Origin of the sequence: Streptomyces sp. LX-29 (genome assembly GCF_029541745.1) — a bacterium.
GTDB lineage: Bacteria > Actinomycetota > Actinomycetes > Streptomycetales > Streptomycetaceae > Streptomyces.
Genome location: NZ_CP089746.1, coordinates 6,949,647 through 6,973,016, shown reverse-complemented (window position 1 = coordinate 6,973,016; position 23,370 = coordinate 6,949,647). Strand labels below are relative to the sequence as shown.

Below are 23,370 nucleotides of genomic sequence, written 5' to 3'. Positions count from 1 at the left end.
GTGGGGTGGAAACAGCCACCGCGTACCGGGATCACCGAGACCACGGAGGCCACCGAGACCGGCGAGGCGCACGCGGACAACGGCGGCGTGGCCAACTCCGGGGTCCTCGTCATCAAGGAGTTCCACCAGCACCTGCCGGAGTCGGGCGCCGGCCCCGCGAGCCCGCCGCCGGCCGCACCCCGCCTGGACCAGGTCGCCTGGGACCGGTTGGGCGCGCTCTTCGGCGACCGGCCGCTGCCCGAGGGGACCTACGAGGCGTACCGCTGGGCCTTCGAGATATCCGGGGCCGTCCCACCCGTAGGCGACAGCCTGCCATCGGGCGGCCTGACCGAGGTGGTCAAGGACCTGGACGCGCGTCAGGGCGTGCGCCCCGACATGCCGCTCGCGGTGCCGTTCGTGCGGTATCTGATGGAGCGGGCCGCGACACGGGACCCGGGGTGGGCGACGGAGCTGGCGGGCTGGCTCGCGGCGACCTGCGAGCGGACGAGGGTCGGCCCCCTCCCCACGCCACCGCCCGCCGAACGTCAGGTGGTCCTCCATCTACGGCTGGAACCCGCCCAGACCGAGGACCGCCACTGGGTGCGGATGTGGCTGCATCGGGGCGGCTTCGAGACGCTGTGGGAGTCCGAGGCCACCCCGTTGACACTGGACGAGGTCCGCCGCGAGCTCGGCCGCCAACTGCTCCGGGTGGAGCGGCGGTTCAGCGAGACCGACCCCGTGGCCTGCCGCCGGGTGGACCGGGTGGAGTTCCACGTCCCGTTCGAGCTGCTCGACGTCGACTTCGAGAACTGGCCGATGCCCATCGGACGCCGCGGCGCGCCCCGCGGCCTCGGCTTGATCTACCAGGTGGCCGTCCGCTGCCCCGACGAGCGCGACGGCGTGACCGAGGCGCTGTGGCGGCAGAAGTGGCGCTGGTACCAGGCACAGAGCAGCCGCCATCCACGGGCCGTCCATGTGCTGCCGGACCACGAGGTCAGCCATGTGCTCGGGGACCGGCTGCAGGCCGACCAACCGCCGGTCTGCGTGCTGGCCGAGGTGTCGGCGACCCGGCTCCAGGACGCCCTGAACGCGGTGTTGGACGCGGGGGTGCCGATCGCGGTGTGGCGGCGCGGCGGCCCGCCCCGGGCGGCCCGACCGGGTGAGGGCCTCAGCGCGGCGTTGACGACACCCGGTCCCGACGCGACCGGGGACGAGTCGGGGATCGATGTGCGGCGCCTCCCCAAGCTGCTGCGGGAGCTGCGCCTGGAGCACGCCGACGGCGCGGAGGACGACCAGGGCTGGCACCATCCGTTGGCCCTTCTGTGGGACGATCCCGACTGCCGGCCGCTCAGCCGGTCCTTGTCGTGACGTGAGAGCCGAAAGCGAAGAGCGGAGAAGGGCACGGTGGGGGCACGGTGAAGGACTGGTGGATCTACGGCGGCGAGGGCGCCCAGGAGGCACGGCGGACCGTGCTGACCGGTCTGGAGGCGCCGCCCTGGCGGCAGTTCGCCGGCACCCCCGACCCGGAGTACACCGCGCCGCGGAACGAGGGCACGGCCTGGGAGCGCACCGAGGCCCGCGGCCGTGGCTATGTGCCGGACGAGTCGGAGAAGGACGCCGTCAACACCGCGCTGTACCTGCGCCGACCGCTGCTGGTCACCGGCAAGCCGGGGGTGGGCAAGTCCACGTTGGCGTACAGCGTCGCCGCCGACCTCGGGCTGGGCCCGGTGCTCCACTGGCCCATCACCAGCCGGACCACCCTGCGCGACGGGCTGTACCACTACGACGCCATCGGCCGGCTCCAGGACGCCAATCTGCACCAGATGCGGACCGGGGGGCCGGGGCGGGCGACACCCGACCCCGCTCCGGAGACGTCCGCGGGCTCCGCCGACGGCGGGGCCGGGGCCGCGGACGCCTCCTCCATCACCCCGTACCTCCGGCTGGGCCCGCTGGGCACCGCGCTGCTGGCCCAGGACCAGCCGCGGGTGCTGCTGGTGGACGAGATCGACAAGAGCGACATCGACCTGCCCGGCGATCTGCTCACCGTCTTCGAGGAGGGCGAGTTCGAGATTCCCGAACTAGCGCGGCTGGCCGTGCGACAGCCGTCCGCGCGCATCGCCACCGACGACTCCCCGGACGACCTGGTCCGGGTCGAACGGGGCCGGGTCCGCTGCCGTGCCTTCCCCGTCGTGGTGCTGACCAGCAACGGGGAGCGCGACTTCCCACCCCCCTTCCTGCGCCGCTGCATTCGGCTGCACATGGAGCCGCCCGGGCGGGAGAAGCTGGAGCGGATCGTGCGCGCCCGGCTCCGCATCGCCCCGGAGGACGGGCGCTACGAGGACCTGATCCAGAGCTTCATCACCCGCGGCGCCGACGGCGACCTCGCCACCGACCAGTTGCTCAACGCCATCCACCTGCGGCTGAACAACGCCTGGTCCGGCCCCGAGGAGCGCGAGCGGTTCCTGAGCACGGTCATGCAACGGCTCACCGGCCCGTCGACGTGAGGGCGTGGGCCGACATGGGGCCGTGGGTCGTCGCGAGGCCGCGGGTCGCTGACGATCCCGTGGGCGGCGTGAAGGCGTGGCGGCGCGCGTGATCGAGGCGCTGCTCAGAGCCGTCAACGAGGCCGGGGCGGACGCCGGTCCTGAGGAGCTGGCCGACATCCTCTGGCTGGCCGGCAGGGTCGGCCCCGCGGCCGGCTCCCCGGAGCCGGAGGCCCCGCCCCCGGCCGCGGGCCCCGCCGCACCCCCGCCGCCACGACGACCGTCGACCGCGACGGCGGCCGCCGCGGGGACCCGGGCCAGGCTGTTCCCGGCCTCGGACCCGGACCCGGGCCCGGCCGAGGACGAAGCCGGTGCCGGCCGTGGTGACCCGGTGCGGGTTCCCCGCCCGCCGACCCTGCGGGACCCGCTGGCCGTCATGCGCTCGCTGCGGCCGGTGGGCCGCCGTGCGCGCGGCGGCCCCGACGCCGAGCGCGAGCTCGACGAGGAGCTCACCGTCGCCCGCAGCGTCGAACTACTGCTGCCGACGCCCGTGCTGCGGCCCGCGCGGAGCCGCTGGCTCGACCTGGCGCTGGTGGTCGACACCCACCACTCGATGCTGCTCTGGCAGGACCTGGTGGCCGAGCTGCGCCGGGTCATCACCCAGACCGGGGTCTTCCGCGATGTGCGGCTCTGGTACCTCGACGGCACCGGGGCCGACGGCCTCCCCGCGGTGACCCACCGCCGGGGCGCCGCCCCGCGGCGCCCCCAGGAGATCGCCGACCCGTCCGGGCACCGACTGATCCTGGTCGTCACCGACACGGTCGGCGGCGGCTGGGCCGGCGGCCCACTCCATGAGGCGCTGCGCCACTGGTCCTGCCACAACCCGGTGGCCGTGCTGAACGTCCTGCCCGAACGGCTCTGGTCCCGCGGCGCCGCCCGCCCCTCCCCCCGGCTGCTCCGCGCCTCCCGGCCCGCCGCCGCCAACGCCTCCTGGCAGCAGGCGCCGACCAGCCCCAGGGCGCGCGCCCGCCGCCGCCCGGACCCCGCGGCCGCCTGGCTGCCCGTCCCGGTGGTGGACCCGTCCCCGGCGGCGCTCACCCGCCTGGCCGACCTGGTCGCGGGCGACAGCCGCTGGCAGCGGATGGCCTGCCTGCTCCTCGACACCGCGGTGGAACAGTCGTCGTCACCCGCCGCCGACCCCGAGGCCCTGCCCGCCGGCCCGGCCCTCGAACGCTTCCGGGAGACCTCGTCCGTCACCGCCCAGCACCTCGCCGGCTACCTCTCCGCCGTGCCCCTGACCCTCCCCGTCATGACCCTCGTCCGGCGCGCCATGCTGCCCGACTCCGACCACGGCCACCTCGCCGAGGTCGCCCTGAGCGGCCTGCTCCGGCCCTGGGACGACCACACCGGCGGAACCGATCCGGAGCGCATGGAGTTCGCGTTCCTGCCGGGCGTGCGCGAGGCGCTGCTCGGCTCCCAGCTACGCCACCAGATCAGCACCGTACGGGAGCTGGTGCCGGAATCGGTCTGGCGCTACCTCAGCCGTCAACCGCGTACGACGGCGGAGTTCGGGGCCACCCGCGTCGACCCGGCACAGCCGTCGGGGGACGGGGCCAGGACGGTCGCGGCGGGGCGGCTGCCGTTCGCGGCCAAGCCGGGGACAGTGGACCTCGATGAGTCGAGAGCGGGGACCGCGTGGGAGCACCGTGGTTGGCGGATCGTCAGCTGGCTGACGCGCGGCGTCGACCGCCTGCCGACGACCGGCGTCCTGCTGACCCCGCGGACGTTCCTGACGCCCTCGATCCCCAACCGCCGGGAAGGCGACGGGCCCTCCGTCGTCTGGGACGGCAGCCGCTGGGTCGCCTGCCATACGGTGTGGGGGCGGTTCGGCGGCGGCTTCGGGGCGGCCCTGGTGCGCGCCGAGACCGACCTGGTCGATCCGGTGGCATGGGCTCGGTCGGCGCCGCCACTGCGTTGGGGGGATGTCGCCGAAGGCTCACGAGTGAGGGACTGTCAGGTGCCCTGCACCACCGAGGTCGGCGACCCGGCCACGGCGGAAGGCACCCTGATCTCCACTGGCGGGCGGCTGTACTTCGAGCCGTCCGGCCCACCGGGACCCACCGTCGACTGGTCGGAGCTGCGCGGGGCCCCGGTGTTCCACGGCGACGTCCTGATGGGCTGCCTCGTCGGTGAGGCGACCTGGCCGCAGCGCTGGAGGGTCCAGCCCATCGGCCCGCTCCTGAGCGAGGAGAGCTTTCTCGTGTGCCTGGACGACACGTCGGGTGCGCGGCCGGAACGGGAAAGGGTGCCGGTGCCGACGGAGGGCGACTCGCTCTGCATCGCCCTGCAGCTCAGTCTCCTCGGCGGCCCGGGCTCCGGAGTCCATCTCTCGGTACTTGACGGGTCCAACGGCGAGCGATGGTTGCGAAGGCTCCTCCTGGACACCATGGAGGAGGCGGGCGTCGACGGGGTGGTCACCACACCGCGCCGCACTGCGGACGACACTGCCGACCTCGTGGTGGGCCTCAGTGGAACCGACTCCCTGAGGCACACCGGCGTGATCCTGACCGCGCTGGGTGAGGGACTGGCCAGGCGGACCGTGTGGACGGGCGGCGAGCGGCGGCTGACGCTGGCTCTCGCGATCTCCTCCGGGCCGGTCGCCGAGGCGCCGGACGGTCTGACCGGGCCCGCGGTCGCCGCCGCGGTCAGGATGGTCGGCCATGCCTCCGTACTCAGCGAAGTGCGAGCGAAACTCCCCCTCCCCTCTTCTCTCTCCGCCACCTCCGTCCTCGTGGTCTCCCCGGCGGTACGCGAGGCGATCCAGGCGGCGCTCGGCCCGGACCCGTCCGGGGACTTCCATCCGGTCGTCGAAGGAGACGACGACCGGTCGCGAGGGGCCGCCGGCGCCTACTCGTTCCTGGGCGACATCGCTGCGCTCGGGCGCGCCCTGACCTCGCCCGCCGACGCCCCCGGCTGGCCCCACTGCGGCTTCGACGCCTCCCCCGAGGATCCGGCGGGCTGCCGCGGCATCCGGGTGCCCGGCCATCAGCGCTGCCTGGTGCACCTGACCGGGGCCGAGCGCTCGGCGTATCTGTCCGGACTCCATCCGGGCGACGACGTCGACGCCTCGGGCACGCCGTTCACGGCCGAGGTGCTGAACGAGCTCCTCGCCGCGCTGTGGGACGGGCGCCTGCGCCGGGCCCGCTTCGGCAGGGCGGAGTTCACCGAGGCCCTGTTCATGGAAGGGGCTCCGTTCCGTGGTGTCCGTTTCACGGACGTCGTGCTCTTCGACCGTGCGACCTTCCACGAGGGGATCGACTTCACGCTGGCGGACTTCAGTGGCGGGGCCCGATTCCGCGATGCGACATTCCACGGCCCCACCATGTTCTCCCGCGCGACATTCGGTGCCACGGCCGAGTTCGACCGCGCCACCTTCCACGGGGCGACCGGGTTCCAGGACACCGTCTTCGCCGGGCCCGTGAGCCTGCGTCACACCACGTTCCACGGCGACACGTACTTCGACGACGCCGCCTTCCTGAAGGTCGCGGCCTTCGGCTTCATGACCGTGCACGGAAGGACACGCTTTCGGCGTGCGGTGTTCCAGGACGACACCACGCTGACCCACACCACCTTTCACGGCCCGGTGAGCTTCCGCCACGCCGTGTTCGAGGGCATCGCCGATCTCAGCCACAGCACCTTCCACGCGGGCTGCGAGCTCCCCACCGAACCGGCCGCGCCCACCCTCGTCTCCGTGAGCGATGACCGCCCCGCCGACGCCGAGCGCTCGGCCGACGACCTGCACCGCTGGCTGGACGCGGAGCCCACGCTCCGCGGTCGGCTGCGCCGGGCCGTGGAGGCGGCTCCGATGGCGGAGATGGGCCTCGCGGCCGGCGGGCTGTTGGCCGCCCTGGCGCCGCCGGCCGCCCTGCCGGTGCTCGCCGGCGCGGTGCTCACCTGGTTGCAGACCAGGCGGACCAGGCAGCCGTCCGTCACCATCACCCGGCCCGACGGCACCGCGGTCACCGTGTCAGGGGAGCTGGCGAGCACCCTCGACGAGGCTCAGCGGGCAGAGCTGATCCAACGGATCACGGGCCGGCTCGAAGCGGCCCCCGCCGCGGAGGACGGCGCCTCGACCGACCAGGAGGACGACCGCCCGCCCGAGCCACCCCGCCCCTGACCGCGACCGCCCGGCTCAGGCCCGCTTGAGCTCGGCCGCGCCGAAGGAGACGTCGAAGCGGTCGCACCAGATGGACACGCTGGTGTAGCGGTTCAGGTCGGTGCCCGCCGGCAGGGTGTAGTTCTGGCTGCCCTTGTTCCCCTTGAGTTCGCCCGCGTTGATGTGGCGGCCGTCGTCGAAGACGTGCCAGCCGTCCTCGCCCGGCTTGACGGGGGCGTCGGTGAGCCAGACCCGCAGGGCGGGGCCGTTGCTGGTGTCCAGGTCGTCCAGGCGGAGCACCAGGGTGCCGTCGGCCAGCCGCAGGATGCGGACGCCGCCGCTCGTGGAGTGTTCATGGCTGATGAACTCGCCGGTGGCCAGCGTCTCCGGTTGCTCCGGCTTGCCGGCCCCGGAGGCGGTCGCGGTGGGGAGATCCTCGTTGACCGTGTCGTCGACCCACAGCTTCCAGGGCTGGAACCAGTAGAGTCCCAGGCCCACGAGCAGCAGCCCGACGAGCGTCACGCCCACCACCACCGGCCGGGTGAACACCCGTGTCACACGCCCCATGTCCTCGCTCCCCGACGTTCGGTACCTCGCCCCAGTGAACCACCCGCGTCGTCCTCGGCGTCGACCGACGGTGGCGCACCGCGCCGGGGCCGCTCCCGGCCGGGGCTATGGAACGGCGAAGGCCAGCACCGCGTTCTGGCCGCCGAAGCCGAAGGACTCGCTGATCGCGGTCTTCAGCCGGGCGGGGCGGGGTGCCTTGGCGACGACGTCGAGATCGAGGTCGGGATCCACCCGGTCGAGGTTGGCCGTGGGCGGGATGAGCTGGTGCTGGAGGGTGAGGACAGTGCAGGCCGCCTCGATGGCCCCGGTGGCGCCGAGGGAGTGGCCGAGGGCGCCCTTCAGCGCGGTGACGGGCGGCGGGCGGTCGAAGACGCGGTGCAGGGCGCGGGCCTCCGCCGAGTCGTTGAGCCGGGTCCCGGTGCCGTGCGCGTTGACGTGGTCGACGTCGGAGGGGTGCCAGCCGGCGTCGGCGAGGGCGGTGCGCAGGGCGGCGACCGCGCCGTCGCCGTCGGGGTGCGGGGCGGCGAAGTGGAAGGCGTCGCAGGAGGCGCCGTAGCCGGTCAGCCGGGCGCGGACGGGGGCCCGTCGGGCGGCCGCGTCCGCGAGCCGCTCCAGGACCAGCATCCCGGCGCCCTCGGCGAGGACGAAGCCGTCGCGGTCGGCGTCGAAGGGGCGGGAGGCGCCTTGGGGGTCGTCCACGCGCCGGGACAGCGCCTGCATCTGGTGGAAGCAGGCCGCCGGGACCCGGGTGCACCCCGACTCGCTGCCGCCGGCGACGACGATGTCGCAGGAGCCGGTGCGCAGCAGGTCGCGGGCGACGCCCAGCGCGGTGGCGCCGGAGGCGCAGGCGGTGGAGACGGCGAGGTTGGGGCCGCGGGCGTCGAGGTCCATGCCCACCTCGCCGGCGGCCATGTTGGGGACGCTGCGGGAGATGGCGATCGGGGAGATCTTGGTGGGGAGTCCGGCGGCGAGCTTGTGGAACTCCGCCTCGTACTGCTCCATGCTGGCCGTCCCCACGCCGATGACCACGGCCACCCGGCTCGCGGGCCAGGAGGCGGGGTCCAGGTCCGCGTCGGCGACGGCCTCGCGGGCGGCGACCAGCGCCATGGCGGTGAACCGGTCCAGCCGTCGGCCCAGTCGGGGGTCGAGCTGTCGCAGCGGGTCGAAGTCGGCGACGCGGCAGGAGATGTCGACGGGCAGCCCGGAGAGCAGTGGATCGCGGCGGGCGGTGGACCGGCCGGTCAGCAGGGTGTCCCAGGTGGCCGCGGTGCCGATGCCGCCGGGGGTGACCAGGCCGAGCCCGGTGACGGCGATGCCTGCAGGGCCGCTCAAGAGCCGGCCGTCGGTGTCGCGAGGCGCTCGGGTCGCGCGCCCTCGGCCGCCTCGAGGGCGGCGTCGATGGCGGTGGTCGCCTCGCCCAGGGTGGACTGCGTGGTGAAGCCGTCCAGTTGGACGCCCAGCCGCTCCTCGACCACCAGGGCCAGTTCGACCAGGGCGAGCGAGTCCAGGTCCAGGTCCTCGAAGGTGGTGTCGGGCCCGGCCTGGCCGGTGTCGACGTAGAAGGTGTCCTGGAGCACGGCGACGACGGAGTCGAAGGTGGTGGGCATACGAGGTCCTTTACTGGAGGGCGGGTGACGACCGCGGACCGTGCGTGAACGCGAGCCAGTATTCCGACCGGGCCGCCCGCGTCACGGCACCGCACGGACCGTCATCGTCCGTACGGAGCAAGCGTCCGCGACCATCACCCGGATGGCACGCCGCACGCCCGGCGTCCGGATGAGCCGGACCGCCGAATGGGGAGGAATCGACCGCTCTCCACCCTCGATGCCCCTTTCGCTCCTCTCCGCGCCCTGTCGGGGGGATCAGCACTGGGCTAACTCCCTTAAGCGGAGCACATCGCCGTGTCGCAGGACAGACCCAGGCATCGGAGGCGCAACATGTGGCACCGTTTCCCGTCGGCCGGCCGGCACGCCGGACCGGTCCGGCGCGCTTCCGGCAGAAAGCCGAAGGGGCCCGACTCGGCCGTGGAGCGCGAGCTCTTCGGGGGCCACCGGGAGCTGGACACCGGATACGCACGGCATGAGATGGCGCGGTTGAACATCTCCTTCCGGGGCATGGCCCGGCGTATCCCGCACCTGGTGGCGCAGTCGGTGCGGCTGGCCTGGGCGACGGACCGCACCGCGCTGCTGCTGGTCGCCGGGGCGGAGCTGGGGCAGGGGCTGGGGACGGCCTTCGGGCTGCTGGCCACCAACCGGGTGCTCGTCGAGCTGTTCGCCGCCGGGCCCACCCCCGAGCGGGTGCGGGCCGCGCTGCCGTCCCTGCTGTGGGTGGCGTGTGCCAGCGCGCTGATCGCCGTGTTGCGCGGGGTGTCCACCGCCGCCACCGGGCGGCTGGAGCCCAAGGTGGAGCGGGCGGCCAATGTGCGGCTGCTGCGGCCGGTGATCCATGTGGAGCTGGCCGACCTGGAGCGCGCCGAGTTCCGGCGGCTGCTGGACTCCGCCCGCTACGGCACGGACTCGGCCCGCCGCATGATCAGCCACAGCGTGGGCGTGCTCAACGCCCTGGTCTCCCTGGCCGCGGCCGCCGGGGTGCTCGCGGTGCTGCACCCGGCGCTGTTACCCATGCTGCTGCTGATCGCGTTGCCCAAGGGCTACGGCACCATCCGCAGCGCCCGACGCATGTACCAGTCCATCCAGGTCTGGCTGGAGCATCTGCGCAAGCGGCACCAGCTGTCCCAGCTGCTCACCGGTCAGGAGGCCGCGGCCGAGGTCCGGGTGCACGGCGCCGGTCCGCACCTGCTGGGTCACTTCGAGCGGATGTCGCAGGAGCACGAGACGGAGCAGGCCCGGCTGGCGCGTGCGGAGGCCGCCACCGACCTGGCGTCCAGCGCGGTCTCGGGGCTCGCCACGGCCGCCACCTACGGGCTGCTGGGGCTGCTGCTCCAAGGGGGCGTGATCCCGCTGGCGGTGGCGGGGACGGCCGTGATCGCGATCCGCAACAGCACCTCCCAGCTCGGCCAGCTGGTCCGCCAGGTCAACCACCTCTACGAGCAGTCGCTGTTCTATCTGGACCTGGAGAAGGCCGTCAGCAACGCCGCCGACCGGGCCATGTCGACCGACGGCCACGTCCTCAAGCGGGCTCCGCAGGAGATCCGCTTCGACCATGTGACCTTCACCTACCCCGACCGCCCCACCCCGGCCGTCGACGACGTGTCCTTCACGGTCCGTCAGGGCCAGATCGTCGCGCTGGTGGGCGACAACGGCTGCGGCAAGTCCACCACCGCCCGACTGCTCGCCGGGCTGTACCTGCCCGACCGCGGACACATCCTGGTGGACGGGACGGACATCCGGGAGCTGGACCGGGCCAGCCTCTTCCAACACGTCGCCCTCATCGACCAGTCGTTCATGGAGTGGCCCTTCACCGCCGGCAAGAACATCCACCTGGGCCGCCCCTCCGACCCCTACTCGCCGTCCGACATCCATCGGGCCGCCGCCTACGCCGAGGCCGACGCGGTCATCGCCGAGCTCCCGCAGGGGCTCAACACCCTGCTGGACCGCAACTACCACCAGGGGGTGGGGCTCTCCGGCGGGCAGTGGCAGCGCATGGCGCTCGCCCGCGCCACGTTCCGCGCCGCCCCGATCGTCATCGCCGACGAGCCCACCGCGGCGCTGGACGCCCGCTCCGAGATCGCCGCCTTCGAACGCATCCGCCGGCTCGCCGACCAGGGCGCCACCATCATTCTGATCAGCCACCGCATGGCCTCCTGTCGCCACGCCGACACCATCTACGTCCTCGACCACGGCCGCCTGGTCGAGCACGGCACCCACGCCGAGCTGCTCACCCGCCCGGGCTCCCGCTACGCCGCCGCGTACAAGCTCCAGGCCGACCAGTACGCCCACGTACCCGGCCCGGCGGCTGCCGCTAACGTCGATCGAGGGGACCGACTCCGCGGGTAGGGAGGAAGGCATGGCCGGGCAGACCGTCGCGGGTGGCGTCGACCCCCGCAAGGTGTTCGTGATCCACGGGCGCAACGAGCCCGCGCGCAAGGGGCTGTTCGAGTTTCTGCGGACGCTCGGGCTGGACCCGATCGAGTGGTCGGAGGCGATCCGGCTCACCGGGAAGGGCTCCCCGTACCTGGGTGAGGTGCTGGACGCGGTGTTCGCCCACGCGCAGGCCGTGGTCATCCTCCAGACCCCGGACGACGTCGCCCGTCTGCACGAGAGTCTCACCCTTCCGGGCGACCCCGAGTGTGTCCCGCGGTTGCAGCCGCGGCCGAACGTCCTGTTCGAGGCGGGCATGGCCATGGGCCGGGACGAGGAGCGCACGGTGATCGTGGAGCTGGGCGAGGTCAGGGGCTTCAGCGACATCCAGGGCCGACACGTGGTCCGGCTCGACGACTCCGTCAAGCGGCGGCAGGAGCTGGCGATCCGACTCCAGACGGCCGGCTGTGCGGTCCGGCTGAGCGGTACCGACTGGCACGACGCCGGCGATCTGACTCCCCCCGTACCGTCGTTGGCCGATCCCGTTCCCGGCGCCGGGGAGGAGGTCGCGGACTCCCCGCGGCTGGAGGCGCGCTATGTCGACCACGGCCCGGGGAGAAGCGGCGTCGTGCAGATCACCAACCACGGCCCCGGGGACATGTACGACCTGGAGGTGACCGCCGCCGAGCGGGACGGGGGCGTCGTCCGGGACCCCGACGAGTTCTCGGTCCCCAGGCTGCCCGCCGGGAAGACCGTGCGGGTGCTGCGCCGGCGGCCTGCGGGCGCCGGCTCGGGCGGCCGCTGCGACATCACCGTCATCGGCAGGACCGCGGACGGGACGCCGGTCCGGGTGGGCGAGTTCGCGGACTGTGGCTGAGCGCACCGGCTGGGCGGCGGGGTGCCGCGCGTCGAACGCCGGCGCCCCGGGTCCGCGGGGGGCGGACAGGGGGCCACGCGCCCGCCGGCCACCCCGTCGACTCCGTCGTTTCGCTGTCGCGTGCCGTTGACGTGTACCGAGAAACCCCCGAGAAAACTCGCGAGTAGGGAGTTGAATGCGCCGGTCACCGAAGCGTGTCACCCTGGTATCGACTCCTGTATTCCGATCGCCCCGAGGAGTGAGCAGCTATGGGAATCGGAGACCAGCCCAAGGGCACGTCCGGGCGGGTGAAGGCCACGCCGCGGGATGTGCAGGAGAAGGCGCAGCGAGCCGGGCAAGCGCGGGAGCGCGCGGTCGAGGAGGAGCGGAAGGCCCGGCTGCGGGCCCAGGCGGAGGAGCAGAAGGCCCGGGAGACCTTCGATCGGGACTTCGAGGTCTGAGCTGAGCAGGCGCGAAGGAGCCGGTCGGCCGGGGTAGCCGGCCGACCGGGCACCGTCAGGGCCGTTCGGCCCCTACCGACGGGGGATCATCGCTGTGTTCACTGCGACGCGGACCTGGTGAACGGGTGGAACGTGGTGATGAGGGGAGCGGTGCGGTGATCGCGGCCGTGGGGCATGCGGATCTGACAGCGGGGACGCTGGAGCTGGTGGAGGCCGAGCTGCGGGCCCGGTTGGAGCGACTGGAGCGGCTGGCCGAGGGAGCGGTGGGGCTGGTGCGGGCGGGTGCCGGGCTGCCGCTGGCCTTCGGCCGGGCGGTGCGCGCGGCCGGCCGGAAGCTCACCGTGTGGCTGCCCGCCCAGGGCGCGGTGCCGGCCGTGCTGCCGGCGCGTGACCGGCCGGCGGCCGGGGAGCTGCTGGTGCTGGCCGAGCATGTGCGGCTGCTCCCCTTCGACCCGGCCGACCGGTACGCCTGCATCGGCGCGGACGAACGGCTGGTCGGTTCCTGCCGCACGGTGCTCGCCGTCTGGGACGGCTCCCCGTCCGACGGCCGGGACGCGACCGCGCACCTGGTGGCCTACGCCCGGGCCCGGGGCATTCCGGTCGAGGTCGTCTGGCCGGCCGGCGCGGCGCGCCAGGGCATGGGCGCGCCGAAGAGTCCCAGGAGTTCGAGGACTCCGAAGAAGAAGTGACCCCGGCTCCCGGGCCGGATGGCCGGCCCGGGGATACGGGAGCCGGGGTCTGACGGTCCGAGGGGGAGGGCCGGACCGTCGGGGACGGGGATCGTGGGGTCCGGCCGGGATCGCGGGCCGGGGGAAGGGCCCGCCGCCGCCCGATGCGGGGGTTGGCGGCGGCGGACCCGGTCTCAGGCGGGCGAGCCCGGCCTCAGGCGGCGCCGATGAGCTCGTCCGCGGCGCGCTGCCCGCTGGCGACGCAGTCGGTGATGTCCACCCCGTCGTACGCCGCTCCGCACAGCGCCAGCCCCGGGAGCCGGCCGAGCGCGTCCCGCACCCGCGTCACCCGGGCCGGATGCCCGGCGCCGTACTGCGGCAGCCCGTCGATCCAGCGGGTCACCTCGGTGGCCACCGGCCGGGCGCCGAGCCCGGTCACCTCCTCCAGGTCGCGCAGGGAGGCGCCCACGAGGTCGGCGTCGTCCAGGTAGAGCAGCTCCTCCTCGCCGTGCCGGCCGATGGAGGTGCGCAGCACGAAGAGCTCCCGGGCGCGCCGGGAGACCCAGTCCCACTTGTGGCTGAGGAAGGTGGCCGCCTTGATGGTGCTGCGGCACAGGTCCCGGTCCACGGGCGGGATGAGAAACCCGGACCGGCCGTCGAAGGCGCTCAGACCCGCCAGGTCGGAGCGGCGGAAGGCCATGGTCACCACGGCCGTCGAGGCGTAGTCGACCCTGGACAGCTCGGCCGCCGTGGTGGGCGCCTCCGCGGCGAGCAGCGTGGCCGCCACCCAGGCGGGCGCGGCGATGACCACCCCGTCGCAGTCGAGGGTCCGCGCCGGGACGCGCACCTCCCAGCCGGTGGCGGTGCGGTTCAGCGCGAGGGCGGGGCAGTCCAGCACGATCTCGCCGCCCGCCGCCCGCACGGCCGCGGCGACCGCGCCCGGCAGGCTGCCCACACCGCCGTCGACGCCGACGATCGGCGACCCGGCGAGGTGGGGCCCCGCACCCGCGCCGGGGGCCTCGTCGCGGGTGCGGGCGCGCGGGGCGTGGCGGCCGGCGGCGCCCGCCGAGCCGTGGGGGCCGTCCGGGTCGCCGGTCCCGTCCGGGGGCTCGGTCCCGGAGGCGCCGTCCGAGCCCTCCGCCCCGTGCGGGCCGTCCGATCCGTGCGGGTCACCGGCCCCGTACGTGTCCTCGGAGCCGTAGCCGTAGCCGTCGAAGTAGCCGTAGGCGTCGTAGTGCCCCAGCGAGACGTCCTCGCTGATCTCGATCCGGGGTCCGGCGCCCGAGGCCCCCGGGCCCCGATCCCCCGGCAGGCTCAGCACCCGACGGGTGGGAACCGGGCGCAGCGCGCCCCGGCTCCACAGCGCGGCGGAGGCGCTGGCGGGGGTGCGCAGCCGGTCGCCGAGCCCGACCGCCCGCGCCAGTTGGAGCGCCTCCGGGCGGCGGGCGAGCAGCGCCTCGGCGCCGAGGTCGACCGGCGCGCCCGCGATGGAGCCCCGGTGCAGCTTGCCGCCGAGCCGCCCGGCGGATTCCAGCAGTGTGACGCGGAGCCCGGCGCCGGTGAGCCGGTGCGCCGCGGCGAGCCCCGAGATGCCGCCGCCGACGACGATGACATGGGGTGCGGGTACGCCGGGGGTGAGGCTCACGCGTCCACTCCTTCGTACGCCGCCGAACGGGAGGCGGCCGGGGTCAGGCTGTCGGGCAGGGGGTCGTACCGGATGCGTTCGACGGGCAGGCCGGACGCCGCCAGGCGCGCCACGGTGGCACCCACCGCCGAGGGCGGACCGCTGACGTAGGCGAGGTGTTCGGACCAGTCGCCGTGGCGCACCACGGCCTCGGCCACCGAGCCGTACGCGCTCGCCCCCGGCCCCTCGCCGACCACCGTGACCACGCGCAGCCACGGGCGGTGGCGCTCCCAGCTGGAGAGCGTCTCGGCCTCGTACAGCTCGGCGAGGCCGCGGGCGCCGACGAACAGGTGCACGCGGCGGTGGAAGGTCCGGCGTGCGGCCAGCTCCTCCACGAGCGCCTTGACGGCGGCCCAACCGGTGCCGTCCGCGACCAGCAGCAGGTCCCGTGCGAGGTCGTCCGCCACCGTCATGGTGCCCTGGGCGGGCCCGAGGCGCAGGGTGTCGCCGACCCGGGTGTGCCCGACGAGGGCGTCGCTCACCCCGCCGGGGCCGGTCCGTCGGACGTGGAACTCCAGCTCGCCGTCCGGCCGCGGGGCGCGGGCGATGGAGTACCGCCGCCACGCCTGGGGCATCAGCGGCGACTCCAGGGCCGCGTGCTGCCCGGCGTGGTACGGGTACGGCTCCCCCGTCCGCACCCGCAGCACGGCGATGTCCGGGTGGCGCAGCTCGTGCCCGGTCACCGTGGCGTGCCAGGAGGTGGGTTCGTCGAGCGCGGCGTCCGCGCCCTCGACCATGGCCGCGACGGCGAACCGCAGCATCCGCACCCACGCCTGCTCCACCGCCTCGGACCACCGCGGGCCCGCCGTACGGGCCAGCGCCTCGCACAGCGCGGCCTCGAACGTCTCGTAGTGCACGGGCCGCACCCCGAGCTTGCGGTGGTCGCGGCCGAGCCGGGTGAAGGTGGCGGCCACCTCGTCCGGCTCGTGCAGATTCTCGATCAGGTACCAGAAGATCCGCGCCAGATGGGCCCGCTGGAACTCCATCGACTCCGGGAAGAGCGACCGCAGATAGGGCCGGCGTTCGAACATCGCGTCGTAGAGGTGGGTGATCAGCTCGCTGAACGGGGTCACCAGGCCCAGGTACTGCGTGATCAGCCGCTGATCGGCCGCGCCGTCATACGGCTCCACGGCCTTCCGGGTCTCGGACGGCGACGACAGGATCCGTCGGCGCAGCCGCATCGCGTCATGCCGGGCGAGCAGCGCGTGGTACTCGTCGTTGACGGTGTCCATGGGTCAGCGGCTCTCCTTATCGGGAGATGGGGGGTCGAACCGCGTTCAATATGGCACCGCCCGTAGCGGCCCGTCCGGCCCTATCCATAGGGCCGTTCGGCCCCCTCGACGCCGGCGCGGACGGGCGCGAGAGAATGGATCTTCATGGATCACCACCAGGACCAGCCCACCCCGCCCGCCGGCGTGCCGGCCCCCTCCCCCATCCGGGTCTTCATCCTCGACGACCACGAGGTGGTCCGGCGGGGGGTGCGCGACCTGCTCGAGGCCGAGGAGGACATCGAAGTGGTGGGCGAGGCGGCCGGCGCCCACGAGGCGCTCGCCCGGGTGCCGGCGGCCCGCCCCCACGTGGCCGTGCTGGACGTACGACTCGGGGACGCGGGGGGCTCGGCGCCGGGCGGCGTGGGCGGCGCGGGGGGCGTGGGCGGCGTGGGCGGCGCGGGCGGCGACCACGCGGGCATCGAGGTGTGCCGGGAGCTGCGGGCGCGGATGCCGGAGCTGGCCTGTCTCATGCTGACGTCGTTCGATGACGACGAGGCCCTGTTCGACGCCATCATGGCGGGGGCCGCCGGCTATGTGCTCAAGCAGATCAACGGCTCCGACCTGGTGACCGCCGTCCGCACGGTGGCCACCGGACAGTCGATGCTCGACCCGCGGACGGCCACCCGCGTGATGGCCCGGCTGCGCGGCCCGCACCAGCCCGAGGCGACCCCCGAGCCCTCCGAACTCGATCGGCTCTCCCCGCGCGAACGGCAGATCCTGGAGCTCATCGGGGAGGGCCTGACCAACCGTCAGATAGCCGACCGGCTGTTCCTGGCGGAGAAGACCGTCAAGAACCGCATCTCCTCCATCCTGGCCAAGCTGGGCGTCGGCCGCCGCGTCCAGGCCGCCGTCATCGCCGGCCGCGTCCTGAACCGCCGCGACCCGCGCGGGCACTAGCTCAGCCGGGCAGTGGTGCCCGCCAGGTGATGCGGGTGCCGCCGGACGAGGGTGTTTCGACGGTCAGGGAGCCGTGGTGGAGCTCCGCGCGGGCGCGCATGTTGGCCAGGCCGCCGGTGTGCCGGGCGGTACCGAGGCCGACGCCGTCGTCGACGACGGTCAGGGTGACCGCGTCCGGGTGGCCGGGCCCGCGGCCGTCGTCGTCGCGGTCGTGGTCGCGGCCCACGGTGAGGGTGATGTCCACGCGCCGGGCGCGCGCGTGTCGGGCGGCGTTGCTGAGCGCCTCCGCGGCCACCGCGAGGACGTGTTCGGCGAGTTCGGGCGGGACGTTGGTGTCCACCGGCCCCTCGATGCGCAGGGACGGGGTGAAGCCGAGGGTCCGGGCGGCGCTCCGCACGGCCTCGGCCATGCCGTGGCGCAGGCTCGGGCCGCCCGGGCCGACACCGGCCGTGCGCAGCCCGAAGATGGTCGAGCGGATGATCTGGATGGTGGTGTCCAGGTCGTCGACGGCGCGGCCGACGCGTTCGGCGGCCTCGGGGCGGTCGATGAGCCGGGTGGCGCTCTGCAGTGTCATTCCGGTGGCGAAGAGCCGTTGGATGGCCAGGTCGTGGAGGTCCCGGGCGATCCGGTCGCGGTCGTGGAGCACGGCCAGTTCCTCCGACTCGGCGCGCCGCTGGGCCAGCTCCAGGGCGATCGCGGCCTGGTCGGCGAAGCCCGAGATCAGCTTCACCTCGGTGTCGTCGAACGGGGGCCGCCCGGCGCGCCGGTTGAGCCGCAGCGCGCCGCAGCCGCCGGTGTCGATGCGCAGCGGCACCGCCACGACGGGACCGCACGACTCCTCGGCGTCCTCGTCGCCCAGCGGACAGGCCCGCTCGTCGGAGCGGAGGTGGGGGCTGGAGACGGGGGCGCCGGTGCGCACCGCCAGGCCGGCCAGCGATCCGTCGACCGGCAGGGTCAGCCCCCCGACGCGTTCCGCCCCCTGTCCGTACGCCACCGCCACCGTCAGCAGGTCGGGGTCGGGCACCCCGCCGGCGGTGGACTCTGACGGGGCGTCCGGTGCCGTGCCGGGCGTCGACGCGCCGTACATGCCGAACGCGCCGCGCGCCCCGGCGTCCCGGTCCGCCGGGAGCAGCACGACGGCGCGGTCCGCGCCGGCGACCTCGGCCGCGTACTCGGCGATCATGTGCAGCACCTGGGCCGCGTCGGTGCCGGAGAGCAGGGTCCGGGTGATCTCCCCCAGCGCCTCCAGCCAGCGCTCGCGGCGACGGCTCTCCTCGTACATGCGGGCGTGGTCGATGGCCACGCCCGCGGCGATGGACAGGGTGGTCAACACCGCCTCGTCGTCGGCGTCGAAGACGCCGCCGCGCTTCTCGGTGAGGTAGAGGTTGCCGAAGACCTCGTCGCGGACCCGGACCGGCACCCCGAGGAAGCTCCGCATCGGCGGGTGGTGCTCGGGGAAGCCGTAACTGCGGGGGTGCCGGCCGAGGTCGGTGAGGCGCAGCGGGACCGGATTGTGGATGAGCTCGCCCAGGATGCCCCGCCCGCACGGGGAGGGCCCGATGCGCGCCACCAGTTCGTCGGCCATGCCCACCGGCAGGAACTGCGACAGGCGCTGTCCGTCGCCGACGACGCCGAGCGCGCCGTACTCCGCGTTGGTGAGGGTGACCGCCGCCTCGACGATCCCCCGGAGCACCTGCGGCAGTTCGAGTCCGCGCCCCAGGCTCATCACCGCGTCGAGCAGACTGCGCATCCGGTCGGGTTCCCGCAGCTGCGGCCAACGCGCCGCCGACCGCTTCTGGTCAGGTGTTTCGGACATCCGCGCCTAGTTGACTGGAAGGAGGGTGACCAGAGCGATGCGTGATCGTTAAGCAGGTCATGTTTTCGAGTGTCGATACTACTGCGTACGCTCCGGCGCCTGTTGACCACAGCGCGCTGACCGCCGCCCTGTTCGCGGACGCCCCCGCGGCCCGGCACGCGCACTGGCGCAAGGTCGTCTCCGGGGGGGGCTCTTCCGGTACCGTCCCGGGCTCACCGTCGAGGAGCGCCACGCGCTCTCCTACGCCCGGCTCCGCGCGCTCCACGAGGAGACGCCCGACGCCGAGGGGCTGGCGCGCGACCCACGGCGGTTGGCGGCGATGCACGAGTGGGCCGCGGTGGTCGACGGGGCGCTGGCCACCGTCGCCGGGATCCACTACAACCTGTTCCTGGGCAGTCTGGTCGATGACGACCAGTCACCGTCCCGCGATCTGACGCCCTATACGCGGCTGGAGCGCACCGGCACCTTCCTGTGCACCGAGCGCGCGCACGGCAACGACGCCGCCGCGCTGCAGACCACGGCCGACTACGACCGCGCCACCGGCGGCTTCGTGCTGCACACCCCGAACGAGGGGGCGGAGAAGTTCATGCCCAACACCGGCCCGGCGGGCGGCCCGAAGAGCGCGGTGGTGGCCGCCCGGCTGCTCGTCGACGGGCGGGACCTGGGCGTCTTCCTCTTCCTCACCCCGCTCACCGACCGGGACGGGGTTCCGCTGCCCGGGATCCGCGTGCGGGAGCTGCCCGAGCGGATCGGCAGCCCGGTCGACCACTGCGTCACGACGTTCGACCGGGTCCGTCTGGACCGCGGCGCGCTGGTGCAGGGCCCGCACGGCAGGCTGCGGGCCGACGGTTCCTTGGAGAGCTCGGTGGGCAGCCCGAGAAAACGTTTCCTCGCCGCCATCGGCCGGGTCACCGTGGGCAAGCTGTGCATGAGCGCGAGCACGCTCGGCGGCAGCCGCGCCGCGCTGGCCATCGCCGTCCGCTACGCCCACACCCGGCACATCTCCGGCCCCACCGCGGGCCACCGGGTCCCGCTGGCCGCCCACCGCAGCCACCACGCCCGGCTGCTGAAGGCGCTCGCCACCGCCTACGCCATGACCTTCCTGCACCGGGCGGTGACCGAGCGCTGGATCACCCATGCGCCCGACGAGCGCGCGGAGGTCGAGCGGCTCGTCGCCATCGCCAAGGGCTGGATCACCTGGCGGGCCCGGGAGATCACCCTGGAGAGCCGGGAGCGCTGCGGCGCCCGCGCCATGTTCCCCGTCAACGGCCTGGCGGAGTACCCCGCCAACGCGGACGGCGCGATCACCGCGGAGGGGGACAACCTCGCCATCTGGTGCAAGGCCGGGGCAGAGATGATCTTCGGCTACACGCCGGCCGTGCCGACGCCGCGCCCGCCCGCCGACGCGGGCGTGCCCGCCGGCGGCGTCGCGTCCCTGACCGAGCCCGGGTTTCTGCGCGACCTCATCGCGGCCGCCGAGCGGGGCTGGCACGAGCGGGCCCGCCGGGAGCTGCGCTCCGGGCCACCCGGCGAGCCCCTGGGCCGCTGGAACGGCGCCTCGGGCCCGGCACTGGAGCTGGTCACGGCCCACGCCACCCTGCAGGCGGCGGACGCGTTCATCGCGACGCTCGACTCGGTGACGCACTCCCCCACCCGGGCCGTCCTCGGGGAGCTGTGCGCGCTGTTCCTCCTGGAGGCGGTCGCCCCGCGCACCGGCGAGCTGCTGGCCGACGGCCTGATGAGCGCCGAGCAGGTTCGCGCGCTGCCCGACACCGTCGAGCGGCTGACCGCCGCGCTGGCCCCTCACCTGACGGTGCTCGCCGAAGCGTGCGATGTGCCGGAGGAGCATCTCTCGGGACTGCCGCTGCTCTCCGTGCCCGATCCGGTGACCCGGCGAACCGGGTGACACGTGCCGGCGACCCCGGCCCAGGGGTTGACCGGGGCCGCCGGGGGCATCCGAAGGGGGCGGACTGCCCGAATGAAACACCATCGGGCCGACTGAGGAGGGTGCCGTCCCTGGGGTGCCACAGGCAGTAAATATACATACTGCCAAGTAAGCAAGGGCATGAAAAATTTCATACATGTCGGAGTGCGTGAAAACCCTTGCTCACTCGAGTGTGGCACCCCTGGGAGAACGCCGGGGAGGAAACCACTCGGGGGGAAACGCCGGGAGGCACCCCGGAGCACCGCCGGGGAAGGCGGGCGGTCCTGACCGGCGACGGCGGACGCCTCAGTACTCCAGGAAGAAGTCGTGCTGCTCCGCGGCCTGCTCGTACTTCTCCAACCGGAGCTGGGTGCGCTCAGGCTCGGCGTCCGCCATCGCCTGCAGGATGGCCGCGGAGAGCACCCCGGGGGCCGCGTAGGAGTCGAAGACGAGGCGCGAACCGGTGCCCGCGGTGAGCGCCACATCGGCCTCCTCCACCAGCGGCCCCAGCGTCAGGTCCGTGATCAGCGCGACGCGCAGGCCCGTGCGACGGGCGGCCCGCATCGCCGACAGCAGCTCGTTGGAGTGCCGGGGCATGGCGAAGGCCAGGACCCAGGTCCCGCCCGCCTCCCGCGACTGGAGCAGGGCGTCGTAGGCCACACTGCCGCCCCGGGAGACCAGACGCACGTCGGGATGGATCCGCTTGGCCGCGTAGGCGAAGTACTCGGCCAGCGAGACGGAGATCCGCAGGCCCAGGATGGTCAGCGGCACCGACCGGGCGAGTTCCCGGCCGATGTCGAGCACCTGGTCGGCGTCGGCGAAGACCCGGCGCAGGCTCTCCAGGTTGGCGATCTCGGCGTCGACGGCCGCCTGCAGCTCGTTGCGGCGGTCCTCCTCCCGGGTGTCCGGGGAGCCGGCGACCGCGCTCAGGGCGATGGGCTGCAGGGCCTCCCGGAGCGCGGGGTAGCCGCTGAAGCCCAGCGAGGAGGCGAAGCGGGTCACCGACGGCTGGCTCACCCCCACCCGATCCGCGAGATCCGTGATCGACAGGAACGCGGCCTCGGTGAGGTGGTCGGTGATGTACTGGGCGATGCGCCGTTGTGCGGGGGACAGCCGGTGGCCGCCGAACAAAGCACGCACCTTGTCCGCGGGGGCCGGTTCGCCCCCCGGAGCCCGCCTGCCCGGCGTGATCGCGGACGCCTGCGCGCGTGCCTGCTGCCCTGATGGCACCGGTGTGCCTCCTTATCGTCCCGCTCCCGCTCAACATAGCTCACGCACCGTGGTCGCCCTCACGGGCAGCGAGCGGGGCCGGGCCCTGGCCGCCCTCCCGTCGAGGGGGCCGCAGACCGTACCCGAGGCGCCGCCCCCACGGACCTCAGCCGGCCAAACGGGTCGCCACCGGCACCAGGTCGCCCCGCTCGGCGACCCCCACGGCCCACAGCCCGCCCCCACGGGGCACCGTCGACGCGCCGCGCACCACCACGGCGGGGTCGGCCGCCCGCGACCAGCGCCGTCGGGTGGCGTCCCAGCACAGCGCGACGGAGACCGCGCCCTTGCCACCCACCGCCCACAGGGTGCCGTCGCCGCCCTGTCCGACCGCCCGCAGCCGGCCGTCGGGCACGGCCGGCGTGGCGACGGCGGTCCACGCACGGCCGTCCCAGTGCGCCGCGAAGGGTCGTTCCCGGCCCCGGGTGACGGAGCCGCCCACGGCCCAGACGTCGTCCGGCGCCGTCGCGGCGATCCCGCCGAACCAGCGGTGCTCGCCCCCGGCCGCCTCGGGAGCGGGCACCCGCCGCCAGCGCCCGCCGTCGAAGTGCAGCAGCAGCGCCGTCTGCTGCCCGCCCGCGGGGGCGAACACGGCGCCCGCGGCCCAGACGTCGTCGGGGGCGAGGACGGCCACACCGCTCAGCTCGCCGCGCCCGACGTCGGGGAGGGGCTGCCGGTGCCAGGCCGCGCCGTCCCAGGACTGGACGGCGGGCACGGCGGACGCGATGGACCGCGGCACGGCCCTGCCCACCGTCCACGCCCGCCCGTCGGGCGTGGTGGCGACCGCGTCGGGCAGCACCCGGCCGCCGGGGTCGGGCGCCAGGGCGTGGGCGGTCCACGCCCGGCCGTTCCAGTGCGCCGCCGTGGCGCCGACCGCCCAGAGGTCGTCGGCACTCCGCACGGCGAGGGCCTGGGGGAAGCTGTCACGCGGCAGCGTGGACTCCTGGCGCCAGGAGGCGCCGTCCCAGCGCAGGGCCAGCGCCTCCGCCTGCTCGTCGGACGTCAGCCGGTAGCCGACGGCCCACGCCCGGGTGGCGCTGAGCGCGGCGACGGCGGTGAGGTCGCCCTTGGCCACCGGGACCGGTGTCTCCCGCCACCCCCCGTGGGACGCGGGGGCGGCGGCGGGGGCGGCCGCCCCGTCGGCCCGGTCGTCCTCGTCGGTCTGGTCGGCCTGTTCGGCCTGTTCGGCCTGTTCGGCCTGGGCCACGGGGGCGGCGGTCGGATCGGGTCGGGAGCGGCCCGCCTCGCCGGCGGCCGGGCTCCCGACCGCGACGGCCCAGGCGTCCGGCGCCGCGGGCGAAGGAGCCCGCCGGGTGCTCCGGGGCCGGGACGAGGTGGTCGTGGGCATCACGTCAGTCACCG

The 23,370-nt window shown here is 74.5% G+C and carries 17 protein-coding genes; 9 read left to right on the top strand and 8 right to left on the bottom strand.

What is annotated here, in order from left to right; genetic code table 11:
- The 3 genes from LRS74_RS29335 (at window position 1) to LRS74_RS29325 (ending at window position 6,639) form a co-directional block, all read left to right on the top strand.
- Complete coding sequence (locus tag LRS74_RS29335; RefSeq protein WP_277743816.1) at window positions 1–1,347, top strand: hypothetical protein; 1,347 nt, start codon at window positions 1–3, stop codon at window positions 1,345–1,347.
- 47 nt (window positions 1,348–1,394) lie between these two features.
- Window positions 1,395–2,483, top strand: a complete 1,089-nt coding sequence (locus tag LRS74_RS29330; RefSeq protein WP_277743815.1) for a MoxR family ATPase — start codon at window positions 1,395–1,397, stop codon at window positions 2,481–2,483.
- 76 nt (window positions 2,484–2,559) lie between these two features.
- Complete coding sequence (locus tag LRS74_RS29325; protein ID WP_277743814.1) at window positions 2,560–6,639, top strand: SAV_2336 N-terminal domain-related protein; 4,080 nt, start codon at window positions 2,560–2,562, stop codon at window positions 6,637–6,639.
- A 15-nt stretch (window positions 6,640–6,654) separates the two neighbouring features.
- On the opposite strand, the gene LRS74_RS29320 is transcribed toward LRS74_RS29325, so the two are convergent.
- The 3 genes from LRS74_RS29320 to LRS74_RS29310 all read right to left on the bottom strand — a co-directional run bounded on the left by LRS74_RS29320 (window position 6,655) and on the right by LRS74_RS29310 (window position 8,792).
- Window positions 6,655–7,185, bottom strand: coding sequence for a DM13 domain-containing protein (locus LRS74_RS29320; protein ID WP_277743813.1), 531 nt, complete (start codon window positions 7,183–7,185; stop codon window positions 6,655–6,657).
- Between the two features lie 105 nt (window positions 7,186–7,290).
- Window positions 7,291–8,517, bottom strand: a complete 1,227-nt coding sequence (locus LRS74_RS29315; RefSeq protein ID WP_277743812.1) for a beta-ketoacyl-[acyl-carrier-protein] synthase family protein — start codon at window positions 8,515–8,517, stop codon at window positions 7,291–7,293.
- Entirely contained in the window at window positions 8,514–8,792 is a 279-nt protein-coding gene (locus tag LRS74_RS29310; protein WP_277743811.1) for an acyl carrier protein, read from the bottom strand. The genes LRS74_RS29315 and LRS74_RS29310 overlap by 4 nt, the downstream gene beginning before the upstream one ends.
- A 417-nt stretch (window positions 8,793–9,209) precedes the next feature.
- Here LRS74_RS29310 and LRS74_RS29305 point away from each other — a divergent pair, with 417 nt between their 5' ends.
- The 4 genes from LRS74_RS29305 to LRS74_RS29290 all read left to right on the top strand — a co-directional run bounded on the left by LRS74_RS29305 (window position 9,210) and on the right by LRS74_RS29290 (window position 13,171).
- Entirely contained in the window at window positions 9,210–11,141 is a 1,932-nt protein-coding gene (locus LRS74_RS29305) for an ABC transporter ATP-binding protein (RefSeq protein WP_277743810.1), read from the top strand.
- Between the two features lie 10 nt (window positions 11,142–11,151).
- Window positions 11,152–12,042: a nucleotide-binding protein gene (locus LRS74_RS29300; RefSeq protein WP_277743809.1), complete on the top strand. Its 891-nt coding sequence runs from the start codon at window positions 11,152–11,154 to the stop codon at window positions 12,040–12,042.
- A gap of 248 nt (window positions 12,043–12,290) precedes the next feature.
- Window positions 12,291–12,482, top strand: coding sequence for a hypothetical protein (locus tag LRS74_RS29295; RefSeq protein WP_277743808.1), 192 nt, complete (start codon window positions 12,291–12,293; stop codon window positions 12,480–12,482).
- A 155-nt stretch (window positions 12,483–12,637) separates the two neighbouring features.
- The gene (locus LRS74_RS29290; protein ID WP_277743807.1) at window positions 12,638–13,171 is read left to right on the top strand and encodes a hypothetical protein; all 534 of its coding nucleotides are present in this window, start codon (window positions 12,638–12,640) and stop codon (window positions 13,169–13,171) included.
- Between the two features lie 193 nt (window positions 13,172–13,364).
- Here the strand turns inward: LRS74_RS29290 and LRS74_RS29285 are convergent, their stop codons facing one another.
- Both LRS74_RS29285 and LRS74_RS29280 read right to left on the bottom strand, forming a co-directional pair.
- Window positions 13,365–14,795, bottom strand: coding sequence for an FAD-dependent oxidoreductase (locus tag LRS74_RS29285; RefSeq protein WP_277743806.1), 1,431 nt, complete (start codon window positions 14,793–14,795; stop codon window positions 13,365–13,367).
- On the bottom strand, window positions 14,792–16,066 hold the full coding sequence (locus LRS74_RS29280) for a globin domain-containing protein (protein WP_277743805.1): 1,275 nt from the start codon (window positions 16,064–16,066) through the stop codon (window positions 14,792–14,794). The genes LRS74_RS29285 and LRS74_RS29280 overlap by 4 nt, the downstream gene beginning before the upstream one ends.
- Window positions 16,067–16,210: 144 nt before the next feature.
- Between LRS74_RS29280 and LRS74_RS29275 the strand changes: the two genes are divergently transcribed.
- Window positions 16,211–17,002, top strand: coding sequence for a response regulator transcription factor (locus tag LRS74_RS29275; RefSeq protein ID WP_277743804.1), 792 nt, complete (start codon window positions 16,211–16,213; stop codon window positions 17,000–17,002).
- Window position 17,003: 1 nt separating this feature from the next.
- Here the strand turns inward: LRS74_RS29275 and LRS74_RS29270 are convergent, their stop codons facing one another.
- Window positions 17,004–18,752 carry a GAF domain-containing sensor histidine kinase gene (locus tag LRS74_RS29270; RefSeq protein ID WP_277744985.1) on the bottom strand — a complete coding sequence of 583 codons (1,749 nt, stop codon included), beginning with the start codon at window positions 18,750–18,752 and terminating at the stop codon, window positions 17,004–17,006.
- A gap of 385 nt (window positions 18,753–19,137) precedes the next feature.
- On the opposite strand from LRS74_RS29270, the gene LRS74_RS29265 reads away from it, so the two are divergent.
- Entirely contained in the window at window positions 19,138–20,724 is a 1,587-nt protein-coding gene (locus tag LRS74_RS29265; RefSeq protein ID WP_277743803.1) for an acyl-CoA dehydrogenase, read from the top strand.
- Window positions 20,725–21,048: 324 nt separating this feature from the next.
- On the opposite strand, the gene LRS74_RS29260 is transcribed toward LRS74_RS29265, so the two are convergent.
- Window positions 21,049–21,972: a MurR/RpiR family transcriptional regulator gene (locus LRS74_RS29260; protein WP_277743802.1), complete on the bottom strand. Its 924-nt coding sequence runs from the start codon at window positions 21,970–21,972 to the stop codon at window positions 21,049–21,051.
- 145 nt (window positions 21,973–22,117) lie between these two features.
- Window positions 22,118–23,368 carry a hypothetical protein gene (locus LRS74_RS29255; RefSeq protein WP_277743801.1) on the bottom strand — a complete coding sequence of 417 codons (1,251 nt, stop codon included), beginning with the start codon at window positions 23,366–23,368 and terminating at the stop codon, window positions 22,118–22,120.
- Between the last annotated feature and the right edge of the window lie 2 nt (window positions 23,369–23,370).